Annotated in this window: 25 protein-coding genes; 18 read left to right on the top strand and 7 right to left on the bottom strand. The window is 55.4% G+C overall.

The window, feature by feature from the left end; genetic code table 11:
* Positions 1 to 138: 138 nt before the first annotated feature.
* The 4 genes from gatC (at position 139) to IFT53_RS19630 (ending at position 4004) form a co-directional block, all read left to right on the top strand.
* Positions 139 to 426 (top strand): Asp-tRNA(Asn)/Glu-tRNA(Gln) amidotransferase subunit GatC, encoded by a 288-nt coding sequence (gene gatC, locus IFT53_RS19615; protein WP_192066506.1) that lies wholly within the window; start codon positions 139 to 141, stop codon positions 424 to 426.
* Between the two features lie 59 nt (positions 427 to 485).
* On the top strand, positions 486 to 1967 hold the full coding sequence (gatA, locus tag IFT53_RS19620) for an Asp-tRNA(Asn)/Glu-tRNA(Gln) amidotransferase subunit GatA (protein WP_192066504.1): 1482 nt from the start codon (positions 486 to 488) through the stop codon (positions 1965 to 1967).
* Between the two features lie 20 nt (positions 1968 to 1987).
* Positions 1988 to 2449 (top strand): GNAT family N-acetyltransferase, encoded by a 462-nt coding sequence (locus IFT53_RS19625; RefSeq protein ID WP_192066503.1) that lies wholly within the window; start codon positions 1988 to 1990, stop codon positions 2447 to 2449.
* Between the two features lie 178 nt (positions 2450 to 2627).
* Positions 2628 to 4004 carry a class II 3-deoxy-7-phosphoheptulonate synthase gene (locus IFT53_RS19630; protein WP_192066501.1) on the top strand — a complete coding sequence of 459 codons (1377 nt, stop codon included), beginning with the start codon at positions 2628 to 2630 and terminating at the stop codon, positions 4002 to 4004.
* A 90-nt stretch (positions 4005 to 4094) separates the two neighbouring features.
* Here the strand turns inward: IFT53_RS19630 and radC are convergent, their stop codons facing one another.
* From radC to IFT53_RS19650, 4 genes are read right to left on the bottom strand one after another with little or no spacing between them, the layout of a single operon-like run.
* Complete coding sequence (gene radC / locus IFT53_RS19635) at positions 4095 to 4925, bottom strand: RadC family protein (RefSeq protein WP_192066499.1); 831 nt, start codon at positions 4923 to 4925, stop codon at positions 4095 to 4097.
* Positions 4926 to 4945: 20 nt separating this feature from the next.
* The gene (gene map / locus IFT53_RS19640) at positions 4946 to 5776 is read right to left on the bottom strand and encodes a type I methionyl aminopeptidase (protein ID WP_192066497.1); all 831 of its coding nucleotides are present in this window, start codon (positions 5774 to 5776) and stop codon (positions 4946 to 4948) included.
* A 32-nt stretch (positions 5777 to 5808) separates the two neighbouring features.
* Positions 5809 to 6528 carry a DNA/RNA nuclease SfsA gene (sfsA, locus tag IFT53_RS19645; RefSeq protein WP_192066495.1) on the bottom strand — a complete coding sequence of 240 codons (720 nt, stop codon included), beginning with the start codon at positions 6526 to 6528 and terminating at the stop codon, positions 5809 to 5811.
* 26 nt (positions 6529 to 6554) lie between these two features.
* Positions 6555 to 8402: a PHA/PHB synthase family protein gene (locus tag IFT53_RS19650; RefSeq protein WP_192066493.1), complete on the bottom strand. Its 1848-nt coding sequence runs from the start codon at positions 8400 to 8402 to the stop codon at positions 6555 to 6557.
* Positions 8403 to 8529: 127 nt separating this feature from the next.
* On the opposite strand from IFT53_RS19650, the gene IFT53_RS19655 reads away from it, so the two are divergent.
* Entirely contained in the window at positions 8530 to 8931 is a 402-nt protein-coding gene (locus IFT53_RS19655) for a hypothetical protein (RefSeq protein ID WP_244656370.1), read from the top strand.
* A gap of 369 nt (positions 8932 to 9300) precedes the next feature.
* Here IFT53_RS19655 and fnrN read toward each other — a convergent pair whose 3' ends face one another.
* On the bottom strand, positions 9301 to 10026 hold the full coding sequence (fnrN, locus tag IFT53_RS19660; protein ID WP_042619619.1) for a transcriptional regulator FnrN: 726 nt from the start codon (positions 10024 to 10026) through the stop codon (positions 9301 to 9303).
* 204 nt (positions 10027 to 10230) lie between these two features.
* Between fnrN and hemN the strand changes: the two genes are divergently transcribed.
* The 9 genes from hemN (at position 10231) to IFT53_RS19705 (ending at position 19327) form a co-directional block, all read left to right on the top strand.
* Positions 10231 to 11580 carry an oxygen-independent coproporphyrinogen III oxidase gene (gene hemN / locus IFT53_RS19665; protein WP_192066492.1) on the top strand — a complete coding sequence of 450 codons (1350 nt, stop codon included), beginning with the start codon at positions 10231 to 10233 and terminating at the stop codon, positions 11578 to 11580.
* A gap of 109 nt (positions 11581 to 11689) precedes the next feature.
* Positions 11690 to 11968, top strand: a complete 279-nt coding sequence (locus IFT53_RS19670) for an acyl carrier protein (protein ID WP_042619617.1) — start codon at positions 11690 to 11692, stop codon at positions 11966 to 11968.
* A 114-nt stretch (positions 11969 to 12082) separates the two neighbouring features.
* Positions 12083 to 12562 carry a 3-hydroxyacyl-ACP dehydratase FabZ family protein gene (locus IFT53_RS19675; protein WP_192066490.1) on the top strand — a complete coding sequence of 160 codons (480 nt, stop codon included), beginning with the start codon at positions 12083 to 12085 and terminating at the stop codon, positions 12560 to 12562.
* A gap of 181 nt (positions 12563 to 12743) precedes the next feature.
* Positions 12744 to 13940, top strand: a complete 1197-nt coding sequence (locus tag IFT53_RS19680; protein ID WP_192066657.1) for a beta-ketoacyl-ACP synthase — start codon at positions 12744 to 12746, stop codon at positions 13938 to 13940.
* Positions 13941 to 13952: 12 nt separating this feature from the next.
* Positions 13953 to 15239: a beta-ketoacyl-ACP synthase gene (locus IFT53_RS19685; RefSeq protein ID WP_192066488.1), complete on the top strand. Its 1287-nt coding sequence runs from the start codon at positions 13953 to 13955 to the stop codon at positions 15237 to 15239.
* 52 nt (positions 15240 to 15291) lie between these two features.
* Positions 15292 to 16320 (top strand): zinc-binding dehydrogenase, encoded by a 1029-nt coding sequence (locus IFT53_RS19690; protein WP_042619613.1) that lies wholly within the window; start codon positions 15292 to 15294, stop codon positions 16318 to 16320.
* A gap of 11 nt (positions 16321 to 16331) precedes the next feature.
* Positions 16332 to 17255, top strand: coding sequence for a lipid A biosynthesis lauroyl acyltransferase (locus IFT53_RS19695; protein ID WP_446737700.1), 924 nt, complete (start codon positions 16332 to 16334; stop codon positions 17253 to 17255).
* A 375-nt stretch (positions 17256 to 17630) separates the two neighbouring features.
* Positions 17631 to 18185 carry a hypothetical protein gene (locus IFT53_RS19700; protein ID WP_311272072.1) on the top strand — a complete coding sequence of 185 codons (555 nt, stop codon included), beginning with the start codon at positions 17631 to 17633 and terminating at the stop codon, positions 18183 to 18185.
* Between the two features lie 428 nt (positions 18186 to 18613).
* A complete protein-coding gene (locus IFT53_RS19705) occupies positions 18614 to 19327 on the top strand; it encodes a PAS domain-containing protein (RefSeq protein WP_042619782.1) in 714 nt (237 codons plus the stop codon).
* A 5-nt stretch (positions 19328 to 19332) separates the two neighbouring features.
* Here the strand turns inward: IFT53_RS19705 and IFT53_RS19710 are convergent, their stop codons facing one another.
* Positions 19333 to 20136 carry a TSUP family transporter gene (locus IFT53_RS19710; RefSeq protein WP_192066485.1) on the bottom strand — a complete coding sequence of 268 codons (804 nt, stop codon included), beginning with the start codon at positions 20134 to 20136 and terminating at the stop codon, positions 19333 to 19335.
* Positions 20137 to 20315: 179 nt separating this feature from the next.
* Here IFT53_RS19710 and IFT53_RS19715 point away from each other — a divergent pair, with 179 nt between their 5' ends.
* The 4 genes from IFT53_RS19715 to IFT53_RS19730 all read left to right on the top strand — a co-directional run bounded on the left by IFT53_RS19715 (position 20316) and on the right by IFT53_RS19730 (position 24730).
* Positions 20316 to 21275 (top strand): nucleoside hydrolase, encoded by a 960-nt coding sequence (locus tag IFT53_RS19715; protein WP_192066483.1) that lies wholly within the window; start codon positions 20316 to 20318, stop codon positions 21273 to 21275.
* A gap of 248 nt (positions 21276 to 21523) precedes the next feature.
* Complete coding sequence (locus tag IFT53_RS19720) at positions 21524 to 22744, top strand: LL-diaminopimelate aminotransferase (protein ID WP_192066481.1); 1221 nt, start codon at positions 21524 to 21526, stop codon at positions 22742 to 22744.
* Between the two features lie 62 nt (positions 22745 to 22806).
* Positions 22807 to 24117, top strand: coding sequence for a homoserine dehydrogenase (locus tag IFT53_RS19725; RefSeq protein ID WP_192066479.1), 1311 nt, complete (start codon positions 22807 to 22809; stop codon positions 24115 to 24117).
* A gap of 103 nt (positions 24118 to 24220) precedes the next feature.
* Positions 24221 to 24730: a GNAT family N-acetyltransferase gene (locus tag IFT53_RS19730; protein WP_192066477.1), complete on the top strand. Its 510-nt coding sequence runs from the start codon at positions 24221 to 24223 to the stop codon at positions 24728 to 24730.
* Positions 24731 to 24740: 10 nt separating this feature from the next.
* Here the strand turns inward: IFT53_RS19730 and IFT53_RS19735 are convergent, their stop codons facing one another.
* Entirely contained in the window at positions 24741 to 25130 is a 390-nt protein-coding gene (locus IFT53_RS19735) for a DUF1294 domain-containing protein (RefSeq protein WP_244656551.1), read from the bottom strand.
* Between the last annotated feature and the right edge of the window lie 38 nt (positions 25131 to 25168).

Consider the following 25168-nt stretch of genomic DNA (forward strand, 5'->3'; position numbering starts at 1 on the left):
CAAAAACTCGCGCATAAATTAATTGTTCCCGTATAAGGGGAATTTTATTTCTTCACCTGTTTCTGGCAGCGATGATAGTTGCGAACTTCGGGCGCGGTCATTATAGCGGGTAGGAAAATTCTTGACTGGAGTAGAACCATGTCCGTCGATCTTGCCACCGTAAAGCGCGTTGCGCGCCTTGCCCGTATTGCCGTCAGCGAAGACGAAGCCCAGAAGATGCTGGGCGAGTTGAATGGCATTCTCGGTTTCGTGGAGCAGCTTTCGGAAGTGAATGTCGATGGCGTCGAGCCGATGACATCCGTCACGCCCGTTGCCATGAAGAAGCGCACTGACGTGGTGAGCGATGGAGCCAAGGCCGAGGATATCGTCGCAAATGCGCCGAACACGGACCGCAATTTCTTCCTCGTCCCGAAGGTGGTCGAGTAAGCCTATAGCCGGTTTGCTCCCGCCCGTCCGATTGATATAATTCGAAAGCCGTTGCCGATATGACCGACCTGACCAGCCTGACCATTGCCGAAGCCCGCGACAAACTTGGCGCCAAGGAATTCACCTCAGTTGAACTGACGAATGCCTATTTGTCCGCCATCGAAACGGCCAATGAAAAGCTGAACGCATATGTGGCGCTGACGCCCGATATGGCGCGCGACATGGCTAAGGCCTCCGATGACAAGCGTGCTGCTGGCGCGGCTGGCGCATTGGAAGGTATTCCGCTTGGCGTGAAGGACCTTTTTGCCGTTCGTGACGTGCACACGCAGGCCTGCTCGCATGTTCTGGATGGCTTCAAGCCGAAATACGAATCCACCGTCACCCAGAACTTGTGGGATGCCGGTGCCGTCATGCTCGGCAAGCTCAACATGGATGAGTTTGCCATGGGCTCGTCCAACGAAAGCTCCTATTACGGCCCAACCGTCAACCCGTGGCGCGCCAATGGTTCGGATAAGAACCTCGTGCCTGGCGGTTCCTCCGGTGGTTCTGCAGCAGCCGTTGCCGCGCATCTGTGCGCCGGTGCCACTGCCACAGATACCGGCGGCTCCATTCGCCAGCCCGCAGCCTTTACCGGCACTGTCGGCATCAAGCCAACCTATGGCCGCGTTTCGCGCTGGGGCATTGCCGCTTACGCGTCCTCGCTCGATCAGGCTGGCCCCATTGCCCGCGATGTGCGCGATGCCGCCATTCTGCTGAAATCCATGGCGAGCGTTGACGCCAAGGACACGACCTCGGTGGATCTGCCTGTGCCGGATTACGAACAGGCCATCGGTCAGTCGCTGAAGGGCCTCAAGATCGGTATTCCCAAGGAATACCGCGTTGATGGCATGCCGGAAGAAATCGAAAAGCTTTGGGCGCAGGGCATTGCTTGGCTGAAGGATGCCGGTGCAGAGATTGTCGATATCTCGCTGCCGCACACCAAATATGCGTTGCCTGCCTATTATATCGTAGCGCCTGCTGAAGCCTCGTCCAACCTTGCCCGTTATGACGGCGTTCGCTACGGCCTGCGCGTCGATGGCAAGGACATTGCCGACATGTATGAAAAGACCCGCGCCGCAGGTTTCGGCTCGGAAGTCAAACGCCGCATCATGGTCGGCACCTACGTGCTCTCGGCCGGTTATTACGATGCCTATTACCTGAAAGCCCAGAAGGTGCGCACGCTCATCAAGCGCGACTTCGAAACCGTCTTCCATGAAGGCGTCGATGCCGTTCTGGCCCCTATCACCCCATCCTCGGCCTTCGAAATCGGCGACAAGGAACTGGCGGCAGATCCCGTCAAGATGTACCTTCAGGACGTCTTCACCATCACCGTCAACATGGCCGGTCTCCCCGCCATGTCCGTCCCTGCCGGCCTGGACGGCAAAGGCCTCCCCCTCGGCCTCCAGCTCATCGGCAAGCCGTTCGAGGAAGAAACCCTCTTCAAGACGGCCTACGCAATCGAGCAGGCAGCAGGCAAGTTCACCCCTGCGAAGTGGTGGTAAGCGAGCTAAAAATTCGAGCCATGACAGAGGCCGATCGCATTGCGGTCGGCCTTGTTGGTTTTGGTGCCTGGAAATCCAGCAGTGCGTTCGAAGGCGCCTATCTCGATCCTGTTGTCATCGAGCGTGTTAGCGGTGAAGTTGAGACCTTTGCCCTACAGACCCAGTGCGATGTGGCCATTGTTGAAATCGATGGCATACTCGTTGGCTGGGGTGCATGCGAAGGGGACGCCGACTACATTTCCGATATCTGGATCGATCCCGACTTTCAGGGCAGGGGCATCGGACGCGCAATCGTTGACCATTTCCTAGACCAGATGCGCAGCTCTCACATTCCTGTCGCCAAGATCGCGACGCATGCCCAAAACATCAATGCTATCCGGCTCTACGAACGTTGCGGCTTTCATATTGTATGGCGGGGCCCGCAATGGTCTGAGACCATGCAGGTTGAACTGCAGAAAGTGCGGCTGGAGAAGGTGTTTTGAAAGCTACCTAGACTTTCCTCCTGCCTAGAAGGGCATTGTGGGCCGAAAGGTGATGGCAAACTGGACGAATCGCGGCGAACTTGGCCTTTGCAAGCTGGGGTGAAAATGTTTATAAGCGCGCGATTAACAGGGGTAGTTGCTGCCTCCTTTATTTGGTGGCGTCACAGGCGAGAAGAACATGGCACAGAATTGGACACCGAGCAGTTGGAGGCACAAGCCGATCCAGCAGGTTCCCGAATATCCGAATGCGGCGGCAGTTGCTGCGACGGAAGCAACGTTGGCAACCTATCCGCCACTGGTGTTTGCCGGTGAAGCGCGCCGCTTGAAGAAGCAGCTTGCCAGTGTTGCCGAAGGCGAAGCATTCCTGTTGCAGGGTGGCGATTGCGCTGAGAGCTTTCTGGAGCATGGCGCTGATAACATCCGCGACTTCTTCCGTGCGTTTCTGCAAATGGCCGTCGTTCTGACCTATGGCGCGCAGCTTCCTGTCGTGAAGGTTGGCCGCATCGCCGGTCAGTTCGCCAAGCCGCGCTCGTCCAACATGGAGACCCAGGATGGCGTCAACCTGCCGTCCTATCGCGGTGACATCATCAATGGCATCGAGTTCAACGAAGCTTCGCGCGTTCCGAACCCAGAGCGTCAGCTGGACGCTTACCGCCAGTCTGCCGCGACGCTGAACCTTCTGCGTGCCTTTGCCATGGGTGGCTATGCCAACCTTGAAAATGTGCACCAGTGGATGCTCGGTTTCGTCAAGGATAGCCCACAGGCAGATCGTTACCGCAAGCTGGCCAGCCGCATTTCTGAAACAATGGACTTCATGAAGGCCATTGGTATCACGTCTGAAAACCAGCCAAGCCTGCGCGAAACAGATTTCTTCACTAGCCACGAAGCGCTGCTGCTTGGTTATGAAGAAGCGCTGACCCGCATCGATTCGACCTCCGGCGACTGGTATGCAACATCGGGCCACATGCTCTGGATTGGCGACCGTACGCGCCAGCTGGACCATGCCCATGTGGAATATTTCCGCGGCATCAAGAACCCGATTGGTCTGAAGTGCGGCCCGTCCTTGCAGCCGGATAATCTGATCGAGCTGATCGACGCGCTGAACCCTTCCAATGAAGCGGGCCGCCTGACGCTGATCTGCCGTTTCGGTCATGACAAGGTTGCCGAGAGCCTGCCAAAGCTGATCCGCGCCGTCGAAAAAGAAGGCCGGAAGGTCGTCTGGTCCTGCGATCCTATGCATGGCAACACGATCACGCTCAACCATTACAAGACGCGTCCGTTCGAGCGCATTTTGTCTGAGGTCGAGAGCTTCTTCCAGATTCACCGCGCCGAAGGCACGCATCCAGGCGGCATCCATATCGAGATGACCGGCAAGGATGTGACGGAATGCACCGGCGGTGCGCGCACTGTTACGGCAGACTCGCTGTCTGACCGTTACCACACCCATTGCGACCCACGCCTCAACGCCGATCAGGCTCTGGAACTGGCGTTCCTTCTGTCCGAGCGTATGAAAAGTGGTCGGGATGAAAAGCGTCTGGCGGTAGTCAACGGCTGATTTCAGCACGAAAGCTTTTTAAGCTTGAACCGGCCCCCGAATGTTGGAGATCCAGCGTCGGGGGCCGATTTTTTTACGACCCTCAAATGATCAGATCAGGCGCAGGCCCTTGAAGCTGACATGCCCATCCTTGCCGATGATGATATGATCATGCACGGAGATGCCGAGAGGTTTTGCCGTATCGATGATGGTCTTGGTCATATCGATGTCAGCACGGGATGGGGTAGGGTCGCCACTGGGGTGATTGTGAACGAGAATGATAGCGGTGGAGGATAGTTCCAGCGCCCGCCGCACGACCTCGCGGGGATAGACCGGCGTGTGATCCACGGTGCCTTGCCCCTGAACCTCGTCTGCGATCAGCACATTGCGCTTGTCGAGAAACAAAATGCGGAATTGCTCGCGGGCTTCATGCGCCATGACGGCATGGCAATAATCAATGACGGAAGACCATGAGCCGAGCACTTGCTTGTTGCGGATTTCGCTTTTCAGCATGCGCTGGGAAACAGAAGCGATGAGTTTGAGGTCAAGCGCGACAGCCTCACCGACGCCTTTGACCTCCAGCAGCAGCGGTATGGGCGCGCCAAGCACGCCTCCAAAGGTACCAAAGCGGCTAATCAGTGCCTTGGCGATTGGCTTTGTGTCCCGGCGGGGAATGAGGCGAAACAGCAAGAGCTCCAGCAATTCATAGTCGGCAAGCGCCGCATCGCCATGGTCGCGGTATTTCGCGCGAAGTCGCTCGCGATGGCCGAGGTAGTGCGCGGCATCTGCATGAACCGCCGGTGCTGGCTCCACTCTCATTTTTCTCGGTGACTGCCGGGCTTCGGAAAAAAAGCCCCGTTCATCACTGGTTTCGGCAAAGCCGCCGGTTGCGCCGTCTCTGGTCTCGACTATCGTTTTCTGATCAGCGGGGCGTTTTGCCATCGGCATCGTCTCTCTTGCGTTCAGAGCGGGGGCAGGCCGGGGCGATGCAAGCCGCCTGGCGAGAGGGTGAAAATCTCACACCCCGTGGCCGTCACGCCCACCGCGTGTTCATACTGCGCGGAAAGCGAACGGTCGCGCGTAACAGCCGTCCAGCCATCCGACAGCACCTTTACATTTGCTTTGCCCAGATTGATCATCGGTTCGATGGTGAAGATCATGCCTTCGCGCATTTCCGGCCCATCCGTCTCCTTGCCATAGTGCAGAATATTGGGCGTATCGTGGAACAGGCGACCGACGCCATGGCCGCAGAAATCCGTCACGACAGAGCAGCGCTCCGATTCCGCATAGGCCTGAATTGCAGCGCCGATGGCACCTGTGCGGGCACCGGGCCTGACGGCTGCAATGCCGCGCATCAGGCATTCATATGTCACTTCAAGGAGACGTTCGGAAGCGCGCTTGATCTGGCCGACGGGATACATGCGGCTGGAATCGCCGTACCAGCCATCCAGAACATAGGTCACATCGATATTGACGATGTCTCCTTCGCGCAGAGGTTTGTCATCTGGGATACCGTGACAGACCACATGGTTGATGGATGTGCAGACGGATTTTGTATAGCCGCGATAGTTCAGCGTTGCGGGCAGGGCGTTGTTGTCCATGCCGAATTCGAAAACGAAGTGGTCAATGGCGTTCGTTGTGATGCCGGGTTTGACAATAGCGGCCAGTTCATCGAGGCAGCGTGCCGTCAACTGGCTGGCTTTGTGCATGCCTTTGAAGTCTTCGGCATTGTACAACCGGATGACGCCGGTGTTCCGGGATGGGGCCGCTGCTGCGTCGATGTAAGTGACCATGGTTAAGCTTTCTTGTCTTTTAATGCTTTGTTTTATAAAGCAGCTTGGTGCCCGTCGTCTATTGCCACCATCTCATTTGCAATGATTTCCCGCGATGAGATGCTGCATTTTATGGCGTAAGCTTCCACGCCGCGCTGCATGGCCCTCTGAAAAGCGGAGGAATAGACCGGATCGAGATCGCCACAGATGCGCAAGCGGTCGCAATCTCCGCGCTGGATGAGGTAGAGCATGACTGCGCGATAGCCCGCCTGTGCCGCATCGCCCAGTTCTTCAAGGTGTTTTGCACCACGCTTGGTGGCGGTATCTGGAAATTCTGCAAGGCCCTGCTGGCGCATGAAATGAACGTTCTTCACTTCCACATAAGCGTCCGGCCTGCCCGGCGCTGACAGCAGAAAATCTATTCGCGAGTTGATGCCGTATTTTTGCTCGCGCCTGAAGGTTGAATAGCCGGCTAATGATGGGATTCGGTTCTCACTTATGGCTTCTTCTGCCAGCTTGTTTGGCATGCCTGTGTTGATGCCGACGATTGTGCCATCCGCTTCCACCAGTTCCAGACAGTGCCTGTATTTGCGGGTCGGGCTGTCATGTTGCGACAGCCACACGCGAGAACCCAGCGCTGTCAAACCGCGCATGGAACCGGTGTTGGGGCAGGAGCCGGTAATCGGGGTGCCGTCTTCCAGCACGGCATCGAAGAGGAAACGCTTGTAGCGTGAGATGAGCGTCGCTGGAATGAGCGGAGAATCAAAGATCATGGCGCAGTGTTGTGCGCGCTTCGCGCTTATTCAAGGACATAAGTGCCAGGCGCATCGCAAAGGGCGGGCAGGGCGCCATCGCCGGGTATGCGGGCGGCGACCCTGCGTTTGTCACGTGCCTCAATCCACATTTGCCAATGCGGCCACCAAGAGCCTTTGCGGGTCTCGGCTGCCTGGTGCCAGGCATCAAAGTCACCGGATGGTGATGCGCCTGTCCAATATTGATATTTGGCCATCTCAGGCGGATTGACGACACCTGCGATATGGCCGGAGCCGCTGAGCACAAACTCGACCGGACCGCCGAAAAGATCCGCACCTGCGAACACGGATTTGGCGGGCGCGATATGGTCGTCCCGGGCGGCGAGGTCGTAGATCGGTATTTCGATATCCTTGAGATTGACCACCTTGCCTGCCACCTGCATGCGCCCTTCTGCCAGATTGTTTTCCAGATAGCAGTTGCGCAGATAAAACGAGTGAATGGCAGCAGCCACGCGGCTCGAATCGGAATTCCAGTAGAGAAGGTCAAAGGGTGGGGGCTGCGCCCCGCGCAGATAATTATCGACGACATAGGGCCAGATCAGGTCGGATGCCCTTAGCATATTGAAGACGCTGGCCATAATCGTACCATCCAGATACCCCACGGCCTTCATATGGGCGTCGAGTGCGGCCAATTGCTGCTCGTCTATGAAGACCTTCAGATCGCCGGCATTGGTGAAATCCGTTTGTGCTGCGAGCAGCGTGGCCGAACGAATGCGCTTGTTCTTCTGCTGGGCATGCAGCGCAAGCGTGGAGGCAAGCAGCGTTCCGCCGATGCAATAGCCGACCGCATTGATCTGCTTTTCGCCGGTTGCCTGTTCTATCGCGTCCAGCGCGAATTCGATTCCTTGCCTTGTGTAGTCGTCCCACCCTTTTTCCGCATGGCGCGCATCCGGGTTTACCCAGGAGATCATGAACACGGTATGACCCTGGTCGACGCACCATTTGACGAAGGATTTGCGGGCGTTGAGATCGAGAATGTAGAACTTGTTGATCCATGGCGGAATGATCAAAAGGGGCCGCTTCAGAACCTTTTCGGTTGAAGGTGCGTATTGGATGATTTCGCAGAGATCGCTGCGGGCAATGACCTTGCCGGGGGTGACGGCAATATTCTGGCCGATGACGAATTTGCTGTAATCGGTCTGGCGCAGTTTGATGTTGCCATTGCCCGCCGCCATGTCTTCGGCCAGTTGGGCCATGCCTTTGACCAGGTTTGCGCCGCTTGTCGCCACCGTCTCACGAAAGACCTGGGGGTTGGTAAATGCGAAGTTGGCCGGCGAAATCGCTTCCGTCACCTGCCGCATATAGAACCGCGCTTTCTGGCGGGTCTTGTCGTCCAACCCCTCCGCATCCGTTACCATGCGCTCTGCCCATGCGGCGGTTACGAGGTACACTTTCTGCAACGCGTCAAAGAACGGGTTCGATTGCCATTCCTCATCTGCAAAACGCTTGTGCCGTGGCTGTGTGTCGGGCTTTTCTTGCGAGTTTGCATCGTCGCCAGAGAGTTGAGAGACGGACTTTTGCCAGATGTCGAAGTAGCTGGAGAGCAGATGTGTTTGGGCTTCGACAGAGCGCTTTGGCTCTGCCATCCAATATTCAGCGACATCGGATAATGTTTGAAACAGATCGCTCATGGGGCTGGCGCTGGTTTGGGGAATTTCTCCACGCTCGCGCGGAGCAATCCATTCCGAAGCGGCTTTTCCCAGATTTTCCAGTGCCTTGGCCACGTTCATGGCAAAGGCCTGCGGATCCCGCACCACGTAGGCTTCGGCGGATTTAGGATCAAAGCCCTTTCGCTTGTCTCCTTCGTCTCTCCCCCCGCCGTCAGTGCCTGCCATACATTGTACTCCGGTGCATTTTTGTGTTTGCACATTCTGCATGAAAACGAATACAAGTTCCAGCGACAGAGACGCTATGGATCACGGCGTTGTGTATTTGAATAATTCGTTACAGGCGGGACAAGGCATGGGCAAGCATATGGTGAGCGTAAGAGCGGCAACTGTCTTTTCCGTTTTTGGCCTTGCGCTGCCGCTTCTGGCCGGTTGCCAAAACCTTGAACCCGTTGTTGCACCCGCCAACATGAAGCGTCCGGCGGCTGAGGTCGTTGGGCCGCGCAAGGTTGATGCTTCTCCCGTTTCGCAAAAGCGTGACACGGGAACCTATCCAACCTTCGCCACGCCTATGACAGCCGCTCTGCCGCAGATGCAGGACGACGAAGCCACCTCGATGGAAACAACCATGACGCGGCTTGGAAACGCCCGGAGCAAGGGCCAGATTTCCGAGAAGGAATACAAACGCCGGGTTGCCGAGTTGCGTGCGCTCTCGGAGCAGCAAAAGCCTGTGGCGACCCCCGCAGCTTCGCAATAAGACAAATCTTAACGGGACGTTATCGTCCCGCTTATGATTCTACGCTTTGTATAAGCCAGCCGCTAACCGCTTTTTTTAAACGGGCATATGCAACTTCCGGGTTATAGTTTCAGCCAAGCGAGGTAAAAAACATCGCAAGCGCTGGGGGGCGTAACCATGAAGTGTATCATTGTCGGTTTGATCGTCGGGGCGTCATTATTCCACCCCGAACCAGCCAAGGCACCGTCCATGATGTCTAGCTACACCATGCAGATTCGCTAGTTTGGTTCCGGTGAACGCGGGTTCACCGACAACACAATAACTCATTGTTTCTACACAATTCCCGACGGAAAGCCCGTTACCAGTTTTGCTCTAGGCACATTCTGGCTGTCAGTCATTTCCCGCAGCCATGTTGAGCGAAAGCATATCGGGCACGGTGATATGGCGATTGTTCTCGATCTTGATCAGACCCTCTTTGCGCAGCTTCGTCATTTGGCGGCTGACGGTCTCGATAGTCAGGCCCAAGAAGTCTGCGATATCGGCGCGTGACAATGGCAAATCAAAGCAGGATTTGTCCTCGTTTTCCGGGTCTATGTGAGTCGCGATCAGGTAGAGAAAGCTGGCGACTTTTTCCTGCGCCGACTTGCGGCCCAGTGTCAGCATCCAGTCGCGCGCCTCATCGAGTTCTTTCAGAGACTGGCTGTGAAGCTTCCGCTCCATGCTTGGAATCTCGCCAACCATGCGGTCGATAATGCGGCGTGGAAAGCTGCAGATTTCCACTTCGGTCGCGGCTTCTGCCGTCATGCTGCTTTCGTGAATGAAAGGGCGTCCGAGGAAATCGGGTGCAAACTGCAGGCCGACGATCTGCTGGCGGCCATCGGCCATGACTCTGGATAGTTTCACCACGCCTTTGAGAATGTTGGCGTAATATTCCACCTGCTCGCCCTGGCCGAGCATTTCGTGGCCGAGTTCAATTTTCCTGCGGCTGGAATGCCTGTTCAACTCGACGAGTTGTTGCGGAAGCAAGACGCCGCAGAGACCGCCATGCCGTGCTTCACAGGACCGACATACCACTGGAAGGTCGGAGTTGTGTATGCTTCGCTGTAACGTGTCCATAGTGCTTCCCGATCCTGAAGGTCGCGGCAAAGCTGTGATACCAATCGCTTGGTATGCATTCGTCCCACCCCGACAAGCCGTAATCCCCCACGGCTTTGAGATGACAATCTTTACGCCTCGAATTGATCGAAGTCAAAGTTTCAAACTGTCGCAGCCTGTAATTTATAGTCGCAGAATTGATATATGCTAAGAGGGAATTGCGTTTTGACCGAGCATCTCATTCACAAATATGGTGCCGCTGTTCCGCGCTATACGAGCTATCCTACTTCACCACACTTCCATGATGGGGTTGATTCGTCCATCTATACTTCGTGGCTTGGAAAATTAGATAAATCGAACAGTATTTCCCTCTATGTTCATATTCCCTATTGTGACCGATTGTGCTGGTTTTGTGCCTGTCACACCAAGCACACATTGAAATATGAGCCGATTGCGACCTACCTGAAATCCTTGCATCGGGAGGTTTTAAAGGTTGGCGCGCATTTATCGCGAGACGCCAGGGTAGCGGCTGTGCATTTTGGCGGCGGCTCGCCGACCATGGTCAAGCCTGATGACCTCAAGGCATTGATGGATTGTCTGCGCGACTCATTCCATTTTGCGCCCGATGTCGAAATCAGCGTCGAGATGGATCCCAATGATCTGGACGAGGGGCGTTACGACGCCTTGGCCGCCATCGGCATGACGCGGGCCAGTCTGGGCGTGCAGGATTTTGACGAGAAGGTGCAGCAGACAATCAACCGCATCCAGACCTTCGATCAGACGAAATCGGTCGTGGACGCAGTGCGGGCGAGGGGCGTTCATTCGGTCAACTGCGATATTCTCTACGGCCTTCCGCATCAGACGCTTGATACGCTGCGCGACACAGTTGAGCAGATCATCTCGCTTGACGCCGACCGTATCGCGCTCTTCGGCTACGCCCACGTGCCATGGATGAAGAAACACCAGACGATGATCCCAGAGGACGCGCTACCGGATGTTATGGAGCGATACCGGCAAATGACGATGGCGGCAGATATGCTTGTTGCAGCAGGATATCTTGCAGTTGGTATCGACCATTTTGCAAAGCCAGATGACAAGCTTGCGGTGGCGCTGAAGGACGGTGCTCTCAAGCGAAACTTTCAGGGCTATACGGATGATTGCGCAGATGCGCTGATCGGGCTTGGCGCATCCGCCATTGGCAAATTGCCGCAGGGCTATGTGCAGAACATGCCGGCCACCGGTGAATATGAGCGTATGGCGGATGGTGATGGTCTTTGCGTGGTGCGCGGCATTGCGCTATCAGACGAGGACCGGGTGCGTGGCTTCGTCATTGAGAAGATCATGTGTGATTTCGCTCTCGACCTGACAGCTCTTTGTGAAATGTATGGCGCCGTGGGATATGGTGTGGCAACTGAGGCCAGAGACTTCGCAATGCGAGATCGCGATGGTCTTGTTGTCATCGAAGACGGCATTTTCAGATTGTCAGATGCGGGCAAGCCCTTTGCCAGAAGCATCGCGGCCACGTTCGATACCTATCTTTCGAACGGTCGCGGGCGGCATTCGGTTGCTGTTTAAGCAACACTTTGCTCTGAAAATTCGAGGATACTCCACGAAACCATTGGCTTTTTTGCGCAAGTTCCCTATGTGGAGCGTCATACATAAAGAGACACGAAGGAATATTGGCGTGACAGCTACATTCGATAAGGTTGCAGATATTATCGCTGACACAAGCGAAATCGAACGCGAAACCATTACGCCTGAAAGCCACACGATTGACGATCTGGGCATCGATAGCCTCGACTTCCTCGACATCGTCTTTGCGATCGACAAGGAATTCGGCATCAAGATCCCGTTGGAACAGTGGACGCAGGAAGTTAACGAAGGCAAGGTTTCGACCGAGGAATACTTCGTTCTGAAGAACCTCTGCGCAAAGATTGACGAGTTGAAAGCAGCCAAGGGCTGATTGTGGATGGCCCGTCCATGAGGCGGGCCTTTCTGCAAAGCGGGCGTGCAGTCTTGACCACCATAGCGGTGGTTCTGCGCGCTATCCGCAACTCAAACATTCTACGGACGGAACATGCTTCTAGAATATTTCCAGATGGTGGACCGTATCGAATCCATCGATCGTTCTGCGCGTATACTGAAGGCTCGCTCCGTCGTGCCGCAGAACAGCCCTGTCTTTGAGGGGCATTTTCCCGGAATGCCGCTTGTTCCCGGTGTTCTCCTGATCGAGACCATGGCCCAGGCCTCCGGAATGCTGGTTCTGGCGATGACCGATTTTGCCGCGATGCCGTTTCTGATGACCGTTGATGGTGCGAAGATGCGCACTTTCGTCGAGCCAAATGCAGTGCTCGATATCGAGGCCTATCTCGAACACGACGGATCCGGCTTTGCGGTGACAAAAGCCAAAATCACATCTGACGGCAAGAAGGTGTGCGACGCGCAATTGAAGCTGCGCACAATGCCATTCAGCGAAATTCCGCTGGGCCCAATCGTGAAAAAGCGCGCCGAAGAAGTCGGCCTGATGGCGGCGATTGCGGCGGATACGTCTGTCTGAGCGGGCAAACTGCTCGATTCATAACATTCAACAGGTGAAAATTGATGCATAGCTGGGGCTCTTTGGGCCTTCGCCATTGCAAAGCTTCATCGTGAGCATTATTCCGCATGGCACGTGCGGTTTTCACCGCTTTGGTAGGCTGGCCTGTTTTTGATGACCGGCAAGCGACGAAGGATGACGGATAATGAAGTCTGACAATGATGTGGTGATCACCGGGGTCGGTATCGTGACCTGTCATGGCGTCGGTATCGATGCCCATATCGCCTTGCTCTGCGCAAGTGCTGCCCCGGAAGCGATTGTCGAAACCGAAAAGTTCGCGCCTTACCCGATCCATCCCCTGCCAGAGATCGATTGGTCCAGCCAGATTGGACGCAAAGATCAGCGCCAGATGGAAAACTGGCAGCGTCTCGGCGTATTCGCGGCCGGTCTGGCGCTAGATGATGCGGGTCTGAAAGACGACGCAGAAGCATGTGGCACGATGGATATGATCGTGGCGGCTGGCGGTGGCGAGCGCGATATCAATGTCGATACGCTCATCATTGACGAGGGCATGAAGCGCAACGATCGCGAAGTCATGTTGAACGAGAAGCTCACAACCGAGCTTCGTCCAACCCTGTTTCTTGCGCAGCTTTCAAACCTTATGGCCGGTAACATTTCCATCGTCCACAAGGTCACAGGTTCCTCGCGCACATTTATGGGTGAAGAAGCGGCGGGCATTTCTGCTGTTGAAACCGCATTCTACCGGATCCGTTCCGGCGAATCGAGCCACGCGCTGGTGGGTGGCGCTTTTGCCGCCGAGCGTCCTGACATGACGTTGCTGTTCGAGGCCATCGGTGCCCATGCGCAAGGCGAATGGCAGCCGCTCTGGTCGCGGGCTGAGGGTGAGGGCGGTGGCATGATCACTGGCTCTGTCGGTGCATTCCTCGTGCTGGAATCGCGCAAACGCGCAGAGGCCCGTGGCGCAAAGATCTATGCCCGAATCGACGCCATCGAAGGGGATCGTGGTTCTCGCGAAGATGGGAAGTTCGAACAGAGGTTCGAGCGGCTTTTGGCACCTGCTAAGGATGCTGCCGACACCGTCGTCTTTTCGGGTGCCAGCGGCTACGGCGCTGTTACGACAAGCGAAAGCCATGTGCTTGCGCAGCTTCTACCGCACGCCGCCATCCGTGGTTTTGGCGGGTTTACAGGCCATGGGCTTGAAGCCCAGTTTCCGCTGGGCCTTGCGCTCGCAGCACTTGCGCTCAACACCGATGCGAAGGTTCCCGCTTTCGATAGTTCCGCTGAGAAGCCAATGGCGTCTGCCGCGTTTCAGGCGGTGGTAACGACGGTTGGCCATGTTCGCGGCGAAGGCGTTGCCGTTCTTTCCAAAGATATTTGAGGAGTAGACACCATGGCATCCAGCAATTTCAAGGATCACCTCGGTCGCCCCATCGTTGCCGTTACCGGCATGGGCATCCTCACATCTCTTGGCCAAGGGCTGAAAGACAATTGGGATGCGCTGACGTCAGGCAAATCCGGCATCCATAAAATCACTCGCTTCCCCACGGACAATCTGTCCACGAAGATTTGCGGCACGGTGGATTTCATCGAGATCCCCAAGCCCAACTCCGTCGAGCGCTCCTATGCGTTTGCCCGTGAAACCACCATCGAAGCGTTGGCGCAGGCTGGGCTTTCTGGCGATTTCAACGGCCCATTGTTTCTGGCTGCACCGCCGATTGAGCCGGAATGGAGCGCCCGCTTCGAGCTGGGCGACCGTTCTCCGCCTGCTGACAAGCCGGGCGATGCCTATGATCGCTTTATGGCTGCGTTGCGAGAGCGTCCAGATCCCGAATTTCAGGAGGCGGCTCTGTTTGGCGCCATCTCCGAGCGTCTGGCAGATCGCTTCGGTACGCGTGGATTGCCAGTGACACTGTCCACCGCCTGCGCATCAGGTGCAACCGCGATACAGCTTGGCGTCGAGGCCATCCGGCAGGGCCGCACCGAGCGTGCCTTGACCGTTGCGACGGATGGTTCGGTGAGTGCTGAAGCTCTTATCCGCTTTTCGCTGCTGTCGGCTCTCTCTACGCAGAATGATCCACCGGAAAAGGCATCCAAGCCCTTCAGCAAGGACCGGGATGGTTTCGTGATCGCGGAAGGCGCTGCAACGCTTGTTCTGGAATCGCTGGAATCCTCTATTGCTCGCGGTGCGAAGGTTCTCGGCATCATCAAGGGCGCTGGCGAAAAGGCTGACAGCTTCCACCGCACGCGTTCCTCACCAGATGGCGGCCCCGCCATCGCCACCATTCGCGCGGCTCTTGCCGATGCTGGTGTGGCAGAGGGCGATATCAACTATATCAACGCGCACGGCACCTCCACACCCGAAAACGACAAGATGGAATATGGTTCCATGCTGGCTGTTTTTGGCGAGGGGCTGAAGTCGATCCCGGTGTCCTCCAACAAATCGATGATTGGCCATACGCTGACAGCGGCGGGTGCGGTCGAAGCCGTATTTTCGTTGCAGACGATGCTGACCGGCACTGTTCCGCCGACGATCAACTACACCAACCCTGACCCGACGATTGCGCTGGACGTGGTGCCGAATGTGAAGCGCGATGCTCAGGTAACTGCTGTGCTTTCCAATTCATTTGGCTTCGGTGGCCAGAACGCAAGCCTTGTCATGACGCGGGAACCGGCTTAATCGGTCTCTCACATCCAAATCTTTAGCGCCTTCGGGCGAAGGACTTTTTACTATGCGCGCTTTGCAACTCGTTGATGATCGTAAGCTTGAGAGAGTGGAATTGCCCGAGCCTGAAGCACCGGCTCCTGGCGAAGTAACGCTTCGGGTCAAGGCTGTTGCGCTCAACCATATCGATGTATGGGGCTGGCGCGGCATGGCATTTGCCAAACGCAAGATGCCGCTGACAATCGGTGCGGAAGCATCGGGCGTTGTCGAGGCTATCGGCCCCGGCGTGTCCAATGTCTTGCCTGGGCAATTGGTATCCATTTACGGAGCTCGTACCTGCGGGCGCTGCCATCACTGTGTGGCCGGTCGGGATAACCTCTGCGAAAACGTGGCGGGTGTGCACGGCTTTCACCTAGATGGCTTTGCGCAGGAGAAGATCAACATTCCCGCCCGGCAGCTCGTACTTGCACCGCCCGGCATCGACGCTGTGGCTGCGGCTCTTGCACCCGTAACGTTCGGGACTGTCGAACACATGCTGTTCGACAACGCCAAGCTTCAGCCCGGTGAAACGATCCTGATCCATGCTGGCGGTTCCGGTATTGGTTCCGCTGCGATCCAGCTTGCCAAGAAGATGGGCTGCACCGTCATCACCACGGTGGGTTCTGATGACAAGATCGAACGCGCCAAAGCACTTGGCGCCGATCACGTTATCAACTACCGCGTTGATCGTTTTGAAGGCGTGGTGCGCAAGTTGACCAAGAAGAAGGGCGTCGATGTCGTCTTCGAACATGTCGGCAAAGACACCTGGGCCGGTTCGATGTTCTGCCTCAAGCGCGGTGGACGCCTTGTCACGTGTGGCTCGACATCAGGCGTTTCCTCGGAAATCAATTTGATGATGCTGTTCCAACAGCAGTTGAAATTGCTGGGTTCCTTTGGCTGCCGTATGGAAAACATGGCAGATGCGATGCAAAAGATGGCGCGTGGCCTTGTGCATCCGGTCATCGATACCGAAGTAACCTTCGATACTATCGAGATGGCGCTGGAGCGGATGGAAAGCCGTCAGGTCTTCGGCAAAATCGTCCTACGGATGGATTGATTCTTTTGAAAATGTTGATAACGCGCGCTGTTCTGGCGCTCGAAAACTTTCGTCAGTGGCTGAATGCGACGCTTGCATTCAGCGCTCTGAACCTCCTGAAACTTGCTCCTGCCGATCCGGCCATCCGGTTCGCAGATAGGCTTGCGCGTAAGATTGGTCCCAAAACCTCTCGTCACAAGCTGATGCTGGTGAACCTGAAGCGCGCTTATCCGGAGAAGTCGGAAGAAGAGCGGGTCGAGATTGCGCTCGACAGCTGGGGCAATATGGGTCGCCTGGCGGCAGAATATGTGTTTCTCGATCGCCTCTTCGACTTTGATCCGGCCAATCCAAAGCCGGGCAGGGTTGAGGTTATCGGCACCGAAACGTTTCTGGAACTGCGCGACAACCCGCGTCCGTTCATCGTCTTTACGGCGCATTCCGGCAATTTCGAACTTCTTCCTGTCGCAGGTTCCGCCTTCGGGCTAGATGTGACGGTGTTGTTCCGCCCACCCAACAATCCCTATGTTGCGAAACGTATCTTTGATTTTCGCAAAGAGCGCATGGGCAACCTCGTACCATCCCACGCCGGTTCATCCTTTGCGCTGGCGCGTCAGCTGGAAAAGGGCGGTGGGATCGGTGTCCTGGTGGACCAGAAATTCCGAAAGGGATTGCCCACGAAATTCTTCGGCAACGACGTGTTGACCAACCCATTGCTTGCAAAGCTTGTTCGGCAGTTCGGTTGTGATGTGTTTCCCGCCCGCTGTGTTCGCCTTCCCGATAACCGTTATCGGTTGGAAATCGAACCTAAAGTCGAGATACCGTTGAACGAAAACGGCAGTGTCGACGTTCAGAAGACTGCGCAGCTTCTTAACGACAAGGTTGAGAGCTGGGTGCGTGAATACCCAGGCCAATGGTTGTGGTATCACGACCGGTGGCATATCAAGAATAGCATTTAACAAGACCGCCGCATATCGAGGCACGCGAGCAAAGTTCTGTAAGTTGTGACTGCACCTTATTCGTCACAATTTCTAGGATTTGTTAAAACCGCCATGCGTGTGTTATTTATTCTATGTGCAGTGCGGCATTCTCGTTACGTCTTTTTTTAACAGTGGCGCATTATACCAGTCTTGTACCGCTGGGCCTGAGCGTATTGAACATGCGAATGGCATTGGATCAGCCGGGGGAGTATCGAGTTGAAAGCGTTGATTGACTTGTTCTGGCAACGATATTCGGAGCTGAAAGGCGCCGTTGGTCGTAATGATGCTCAGACTATAACGAATCTTGATCGTGAACTCGATACTTTGCTTGAAGGCATTACGAGCCGTCAAACCATGAGCTCTGCTGAGGTGCTGGAGCAGTTTCGCTTTGCTATCGATCTATTGAATGAAGAAGCGGAAGACACTGGCTGCGTGCAGCGCAACTCGGAACTTCTGCGCAAGCTGGTCGATCGCTATATCGGTGCCGGACTTCCGTACGATGGCGTGGCGCCGGATGGCGAATCGACAACATGGAGCCCCTACGTCATTCTGGACGAGGACAAGCTCGACGATCTGGATGCGCGTGTTTTCGTTGTTTCGCCCGGTTATCGCATCAATTACACCAACGCCATCAATGCGAATTGCTATGACGCGACAACAAACGATCTCGTTGGGCGGCATATTGCCGAATTCATCGGGGTACATCATTTCCAGCAAGCCCTGCGGGAAAAGCTGGACGCTTGCTTCAAAGGTCAGCCCGCAAAATACACTTATGCAGAAACGATTGACGGACGTACTGTCGTGCGCTCCTACGAAATGTCTCCCTGCTTTTCCCCTTCCTACAAACTCGTCGGCGCAATCATCACCGTCAAGGAACTTGCGGATCGCCGAAACAGGGTGGTCGCGTAATCCTTCGGTCGTATAGACCGCGTTCGAACTTATTTGCCTGCAAGATGTTGCGTGACGTGAGGTTATTGCGATGACTATCGCATTCCCGTGCCTCGCGTAGCGTAGGAAAATGCTGCGGTATCGATATCGATTCCGCCCATCAACAGGTAAAAAATAGTGTATTGACGCATCATGATACGTTAGTGTTGATGCTGCAAATACAACTGGTTTATAAATGCCGCTAATCTTTATCTTTGTTTCGCGCTTTAAAGTTGATCGGGAAAGTCCACTCAAATTTATTTGCCAAGTGGTATATAAAATAAATCGGTTTTTCAATGGAACTGTTTTTGAGGAGAATGCGTTCTGCTCCCTATGTCTGAGATCGGCGGTGCCATTTTGCTGAACTTTGGGCAGTTGCAGGAAATGTCTGTTATAGGATGGAGACTCCATTGATTGAGCTCTTCGATGCGTTTTCGCTGAAATGTGTTCAGCTTAAACAGGCCGTTGCCAACGGCCATGATGATCTGGTCCGGCTGCTTGATCGTGAGCTGGAGCCCATGATTGCGGATATCCTTTCCTATCGTGCGCGCACGCGTGAGGATGCCTACAGGCAATTGCAGTTCCTGAATGGTCTCATCCGCGATGAAGCAGATGACAGATCCAGCGTGACGCGTCGCAGTGCAGCGATGTCGATGCTGATTGATCGTTATTTCCGCGGCGCGAACGAAGGTTACGACAGCTGCGATCAGTTGCTTGTTCAAAAGGAAAACTGCCTTGCGTTCAATGCGCAGGCTCAGCCGCTGTTCAATGAAGCCATACTGGACAGCTTGCCCGACCGTATCGCCGTTATTACGAGAGATTATCGCTATCTCTATGCCAATCGCATCAATGCTGAGTTTCTTGGCTATTCACAGCTCTCTGTCGTTGGTCGGCACGTTTCTGAGTTTATTGGCGAAAAAAGCTTTGAAGCTATGGCGAAACCCGCATTCGACCGGTGTTTTTCAGGTCAACTCGTGGATTACCTTCATCTCGGAAGGCGCGATCAGGACGAGTACAAGACCCGTTGTCGCATGAGCCCATTGCGGGCCGCCAACAATGAAATCATAGGTGCCGTGGTCGTTCTTCAAGAAGTCCATGCAATGGTCGTCATGGAAAACAGTTGAGGCGGTCAAGCCCCGAACAGGCTCTGAAAAAACTGGCTGATAAAGGACGCTGCGCCAGCGTCGAACAGCAACTTTGACGCCATTGCAAGGCACGAGATGACGAGCAAAGGCCGGATGATCTTCGCACCATTACTCATGGCAAGACGCGATCCCATCTGAGCGCCCAGGAATTGTCCGAACCCCATGACAAGGCCGAGCTTCCATAAAATCGCGCCGCTGAAGGTGAAGACGAGGAAGCTGCCGAAATTCGAGCCAAAGTTCAGAAGCTTTGTGTGGGCGGTGGCTTTCAGCATGCCGAACCCGGCGACGCCGACGAATGCAAGCATGTAGAACGAGCCAGCGCCTGGGCCAAACACACCATCATAGAAACCGATCAGCGGAACAATCGTCACGCCGAAAACGAATGGCGCGATTTTCTGGTGGCTATCGAGATCGCTGAGGTTCGGTTTGAAGGCAAAGTAGAGCGCAATGATGATCAGAAGAAACGGCATGATCATGCGAAGCGTATCCGGCGGCACGAAAGAGGCCGTCATCGCGCCAAATATGCCGCCAATGAATGCCATCAGCGCCATCGGGAACTGTTTTTTCAGATCGACATGCCCCCGGCGGGCATAGGCAATGGTTGCCGAGGCAGAGCCGAATTGCGCTTGAAGCTTGTTGGTTCCCAGGGCTTCCAGCGGTGGAATACCCAGAATCAGCATTGCCGGAATGGCAATCAGACCGCCGCCACCAGCAATAGAATCCACAAAGCCTGCAAAGATCGCGACGAAAAAGAGAATCACCAAAACATTGAGAGCTAATTCGTGCACGGTAAGTATTCCGAAAGGGCGATGAGGCTGCTCGCTTCTGTCACCTAATCGTCAGCCTTGCAATGCTTTTCCTCTGATACGTCGTGGGCATTGCGTCATCCGTATCGCCGTTTATGGTGCTGGCCCTGTGTCGTCTTTTATTGGGCGATTCTACTCTAGGCGATTTCAAGGATTACCCCATGCACAAGGTTATTTTCGACACGGACCCCGGCATCGATGACGCAATGGCATTGCTTTTTCTGCATCGGCATCCCGATATTGACCTTGTCGGCGTGACGACTGTTTTCGGCAACGCGCCGCTCGATATTACGACGCGCAACGCGCTGTTTCTGAAGCAGCATTGGGAGATGACGGCACCTGTGGCAAAAGGCGCAGGCGTGACATTCAATCCCGAGCGTCCTGAAGGCCACTGGCCAACATTCATTCACGGCGACGACGGACTTGGCAATATTGGCGTGCCTGCCTCCATCGACCTGCCACTCGATCCCCGTCCGGCGCACAGATTTATCATTGATACGGTCAGGGCAAATCCGGGTGAAGTGACGCTTATTGCTGTGGGGCGCATGACGAACCTCGCTTTGGCTTTGCGTGAAGAACCTGACTTTGCATCTCTGGTGAAGAGCGTCATCATCATGGGTGGCGCGTTTGATATCAATGGCAATGTCAGCCCTGCCGCCGAGGCCAATATTCACGGGGATCCGGAAGCCGCAGATGTGGTGTTTACAGCGCCATGGCCTGTGACCATCGTCGGCCTCGATGTGACCACACGCACTGTGATGACATCGAAATTCATGGCTGATATGGCGAAAGAGGGCGGTGCCCATGTCCAGCTTCTGTCTGATCTATCGCAATTCTACATCGAGTTTTACAGCCAGCGCACCGGTGATGGCATGGTCGTTCACGACTCATGCGCTTGCGTCTATCTGACCAATCCTGAACTATTCGAGACGCGCAGTGGTGCTGTCCGCGTCGTGTGCGGCGGTATTGCTGATGGCCAGACCATCCAGAAGCCGGATGGCGTGGGCTTTCCACCCGGTAACTGGGATGGATATCCAAGCCAGCAGGTTTGCACCAACATTGAGCCGGAGCGGGTGCTTTCTGTGATCCGATCTGTAATTGTGAATGGTGAGCGCGGCTGATTGGCAGGTTGCGCCGCCAAACGCGGTGGCTTGCCTTGCAATTTGGAAAAAACTCGCGTTATGCAGGTTTTGGCGCGGTGGCGCCAAGCCTGCAAACAAGCCGGTTGCTGCGAAAACAAATTCGTGTTTTCCAGCACATACGTTACACTCAGTTTTACAGGCCCGATTTGTTCGTGTCGGCTGTATCTGGAATCAAAAAACGAATGCTTTTGTGAGCCGGTCGTTCGGTTCATGTCCACGAGGAAAAGATGGAAGAGTTTCACAAGGTCAAGCGTCTGCCGCAATACGTGTTCGAACAGGTCAACCGTTTGAAAGCGAGCGCGCGAGCGGGTGGTGCTGACATCATTGACCTTGGCATGGGCAATCCCGATCTTCCGACGCCAAAGGCCATTGTCGACAAGCTGTGCGAAGTGGTTCAGGACCCGCGCACGCATCGCTATTCTTCGTCCAAGGGCATTCCTGGCCTTCGCCGCGCGCAGGCCGGCTATTACGCTCGCCGCTTTGGCGTGAAGCTCAATCCCGATACACAGGTTGTTGCCACCCTTGGTTCAAAGGAAGGCTTCGCCAACATGGCGCAGGCCATTACCGCGCCGGGCGATGTCATTCTGTGTCCAAACCCGACCTATCCGATCCATGCGTTCGGCTTTCTGATGGCAGGCGGCGTTATTCGCTCCATGAATGTAGAGCCGGATGAAACCTTTTTCGGCCCCCTGGAGCGCGCTGTGCGTCACTCCATCCCGAAGCCGCTTGCGCTCATCATCAACTATCCGTCCAACCCAACGGCGCATGTTGCGTCGCTGGATTTCTATCGGGATATCATTGCCTTCGCCAAGAAGCATGATCTGATCGTGCTTTCGGACCTTGCCTATTCCGAGATCTATTTCGACGACAACAACCCGCCGCCTTCGGTTCTGGAAGTGCCCGGAGCCATGGACGTCGCTGTCGAATTCACCTCCATGTCCAAGACATTCTCCATGCCCGGCTGGCGCATGGGCTTTGCCGTTGGCAATGAGCGGCTGATTAGCGCGCTAACGCGTGTGAAATCCTATCTGGACTATGGCGCATTCACGCCAATTCAGGTTGCTGCGACCCATGCACTGAACGGTGATGGTTCCGATATCGCAGAAGTACGCAGCGTTTATCGCCGTCGCCGTGATGTGATGGTCGATACATTTGGCAAGGCAGGCTTCGAGGTTCCGCCGCCAGCCGCCACCATGTTCGCATGGGCTAAAATTCCAGAGAAGTTCCGCCATTTGGGATCGCTGGAGTTTTCCAAGCTTCTGGTCGAGAAGGCCGATATCGCCGTTGCTCCCGGTGTGGGCTTCGGTGAAATGGGCGACGATTACGTTCGCTTGGCTCTGGTTGAGAACGAGCACCGAATTCGCCAGGCAGCGCGGAATTTGAAGCGCTTTCTGGCGACCGCGGACGACACATTGCATAACGTCGTTTCGCTTAACGCCCACCGTTAAGGGCACCAACCGGGTGGCCGCTTCTGGCCGCCTCTCCATGTCAGCAAATCAGGAATATACCAATGGCAGATTCATTGAGAATCGGCATAGCGGGACTCGGCACTGTCGGCTCTTCGCTCGTGCGCATCCTCCAGCAGAGAAGCAACGAACTTGCGATTACCTGCGGACGCGCAATCGAGATTATTGCAGTCAGCGCACGTGATCGTTCGCGTGATCGCGGTCTGGATCTTGCCGGTATTACTTGGTTCGATACGCCCGAAGACATGGCTAAAAATGCCGAAATCGATGTTCTGGTTGAACTCGTTGGTGGCGCTTCCGGTGCTGCTGAAAAGGCAGTGCGCGCAGCATTGTCTCGCGGTATTCACGTTGTTACGGCCAACAAGGCGCTGCTTGCCAAACATGGTGTCGAGCTGGCCATTCTCGCGGAAGAGAGAGGTGCGCTGCTGAACTTCGAAGCGGCAGTGGCTGGCGGCATTCCTATCATCAAGGCTTTGCGCGAATCACTGACCGGCAACAATGTGTCGCGCATCTACGGCATCATGAACGGCACCTGCAATTACATCCTGACCAAGATGGAAAAGGAAGGGCTGTCCTTTGAGGCCTGCCTGAAGGAAGCGCAGCGCCTGGGTTATGCTGAGGCCGATCCTGCATTCGATATCGAGGGCAACGATACTGCCCACAAACTTGCAATCCTCACGACACTGGCCTTTGGCTGCCAGATTTCGGCTGACGATATCTATCTCGAAGGCATTTCGAATATCTCCATCGAGGATATTCAGGCTGCTGCCGATCTCGGTTATCGCATCAAGCTGCTTGGCGTGGCGCAGGTGACCGAATCCGGTATCGAGCAGCGCGTTCACCCCACCATGGTGCCATTGGATTCTGTCATTGCGCAGGTTGATGGCGTGACCAATGCCGTTGCCGTCGAATCGGATATTCTCGGTGAGTTGCTGATGGTCGGTCCCGGCGCAGGCGGTAGCGCGACGGCATCTGCCGTGCTCGGTGATATCGCCGATATTGCCAAGAGCCGCCCTGGCGCGCAGCAGGTGCCGGTTCTCGGTCGCCCTGCCAAATCCTTGACGGAATACCGCCGCGCCAAGATGAAGAGCCATGAGGGCGGCTATTTCATTCGCTTGACGGTGAAAGACAGGGCCGGCGTTTTTGCAAGCATCGCGACACGCATGGCGGAAAACAACATATCGCTGGAATCCATCGTGCAGCATTCGCGCGTTCAAAGCGAAGGTGGCTCGCAAACCATCATCCTCGTGACTCATGCGACGATGGAAGATGCGATCCGCAAGGCCGTCAAAGCCATCAAGAGCGAGAAGTATCTGGTCAATGAGCCGCAGGTCATCCGCATCGAGCGGACCTGATCGGCGTTTTGCTTGATTTGAAAGCGAAGGCTGTCGCTGCAAGGCGGCGGCTTTCACCCAAGCTTTATCTGCGCGGCTTCCGAACCACAGATGGAGATAGCTTGTGATCCTTATTCGTTCGGCCAAGGAAGCGGATGCAGTCCTGCTGGCAAATATTGGGCTGCGTGCCTGGGTAAACGCCACTTCGGCAATTGGCGTGACGGAAGCATTGCGTGACAATGCGCGCGCAGCATTCGAGAGTTTCGCATTTTCAACTTGGCAGGCGATAACGCTCGCAGAGGTGCGGGGTGTCGTTGTCGGTTGGGCTGCCCGCGAACATTTCGATGAGATGATCAGCGATTTCTGGGTTGATCCGGCCCACCAACGTCAAGGTGTTGGCACAGCGTTACTGGCCAAACTCGAACAGCAGATCGTGGAGCGCGGCTTGCCCGTTGCCGAGCTTGAAAGTCATGCACAGAACGTTCAGGCAGTCTCTTTCTTCAGAAAACACGGTTACAGTGTCAACTGGTTCTCGATGAAGTATTCAACCAAGCTTGATCGTGAAGTTCAGTCTGTCGGTTTGCAAAAACAACTCATTGACATGAATGTGACGGGTTATGGCTTCGGCTTTTGAGCCATTGCCTTCAGTTCTTCCAGTTCGCAGCAGTCAGCAGGGACAGGATGAGTCCGATCTGAAGCACGATGATTGCGAGCAGGTAACTGCGAAACGGCTCCTTGTGGGTTTTATGACGCAGCAATCTCTGCGCCAGCACCGCGCCCACACTTCCACCCAGAAAAGCAAGCCACAGTAACGTGCTTTCGCGCACGCGCCAGCCGCCATTTCTGGCTGCCTGCTTGTCCCACCAATAGGTGATGAAGACTAGGATGTTGAAAGCAAGGTAGGTGGCGAGTGCCAATGCGAGGGTCATCATGCTGGCAATGGACGTGAAAATTGTAAAAAATTGGTGCCCGGTGTGTCGAAATCGGGAGGCCTCGGCCTGTGCGGCGCGACAAGCCTTGCGCCTCGGTGCCAATTGTTCTACCTCAGCATAGACAGAAATTCCGTATTTTA

The sequence above is a fragment of the Rhizobium sp. CFBP 13644 genome, assembly GCF_014842165.1.
Lineage (GTDB): Bacteria > Pseudomonadota > Alphaproteobacteria > Rhizobiales > Rhizobiaceae > Agrobacterium > Agrobacterium tumefaciens_C.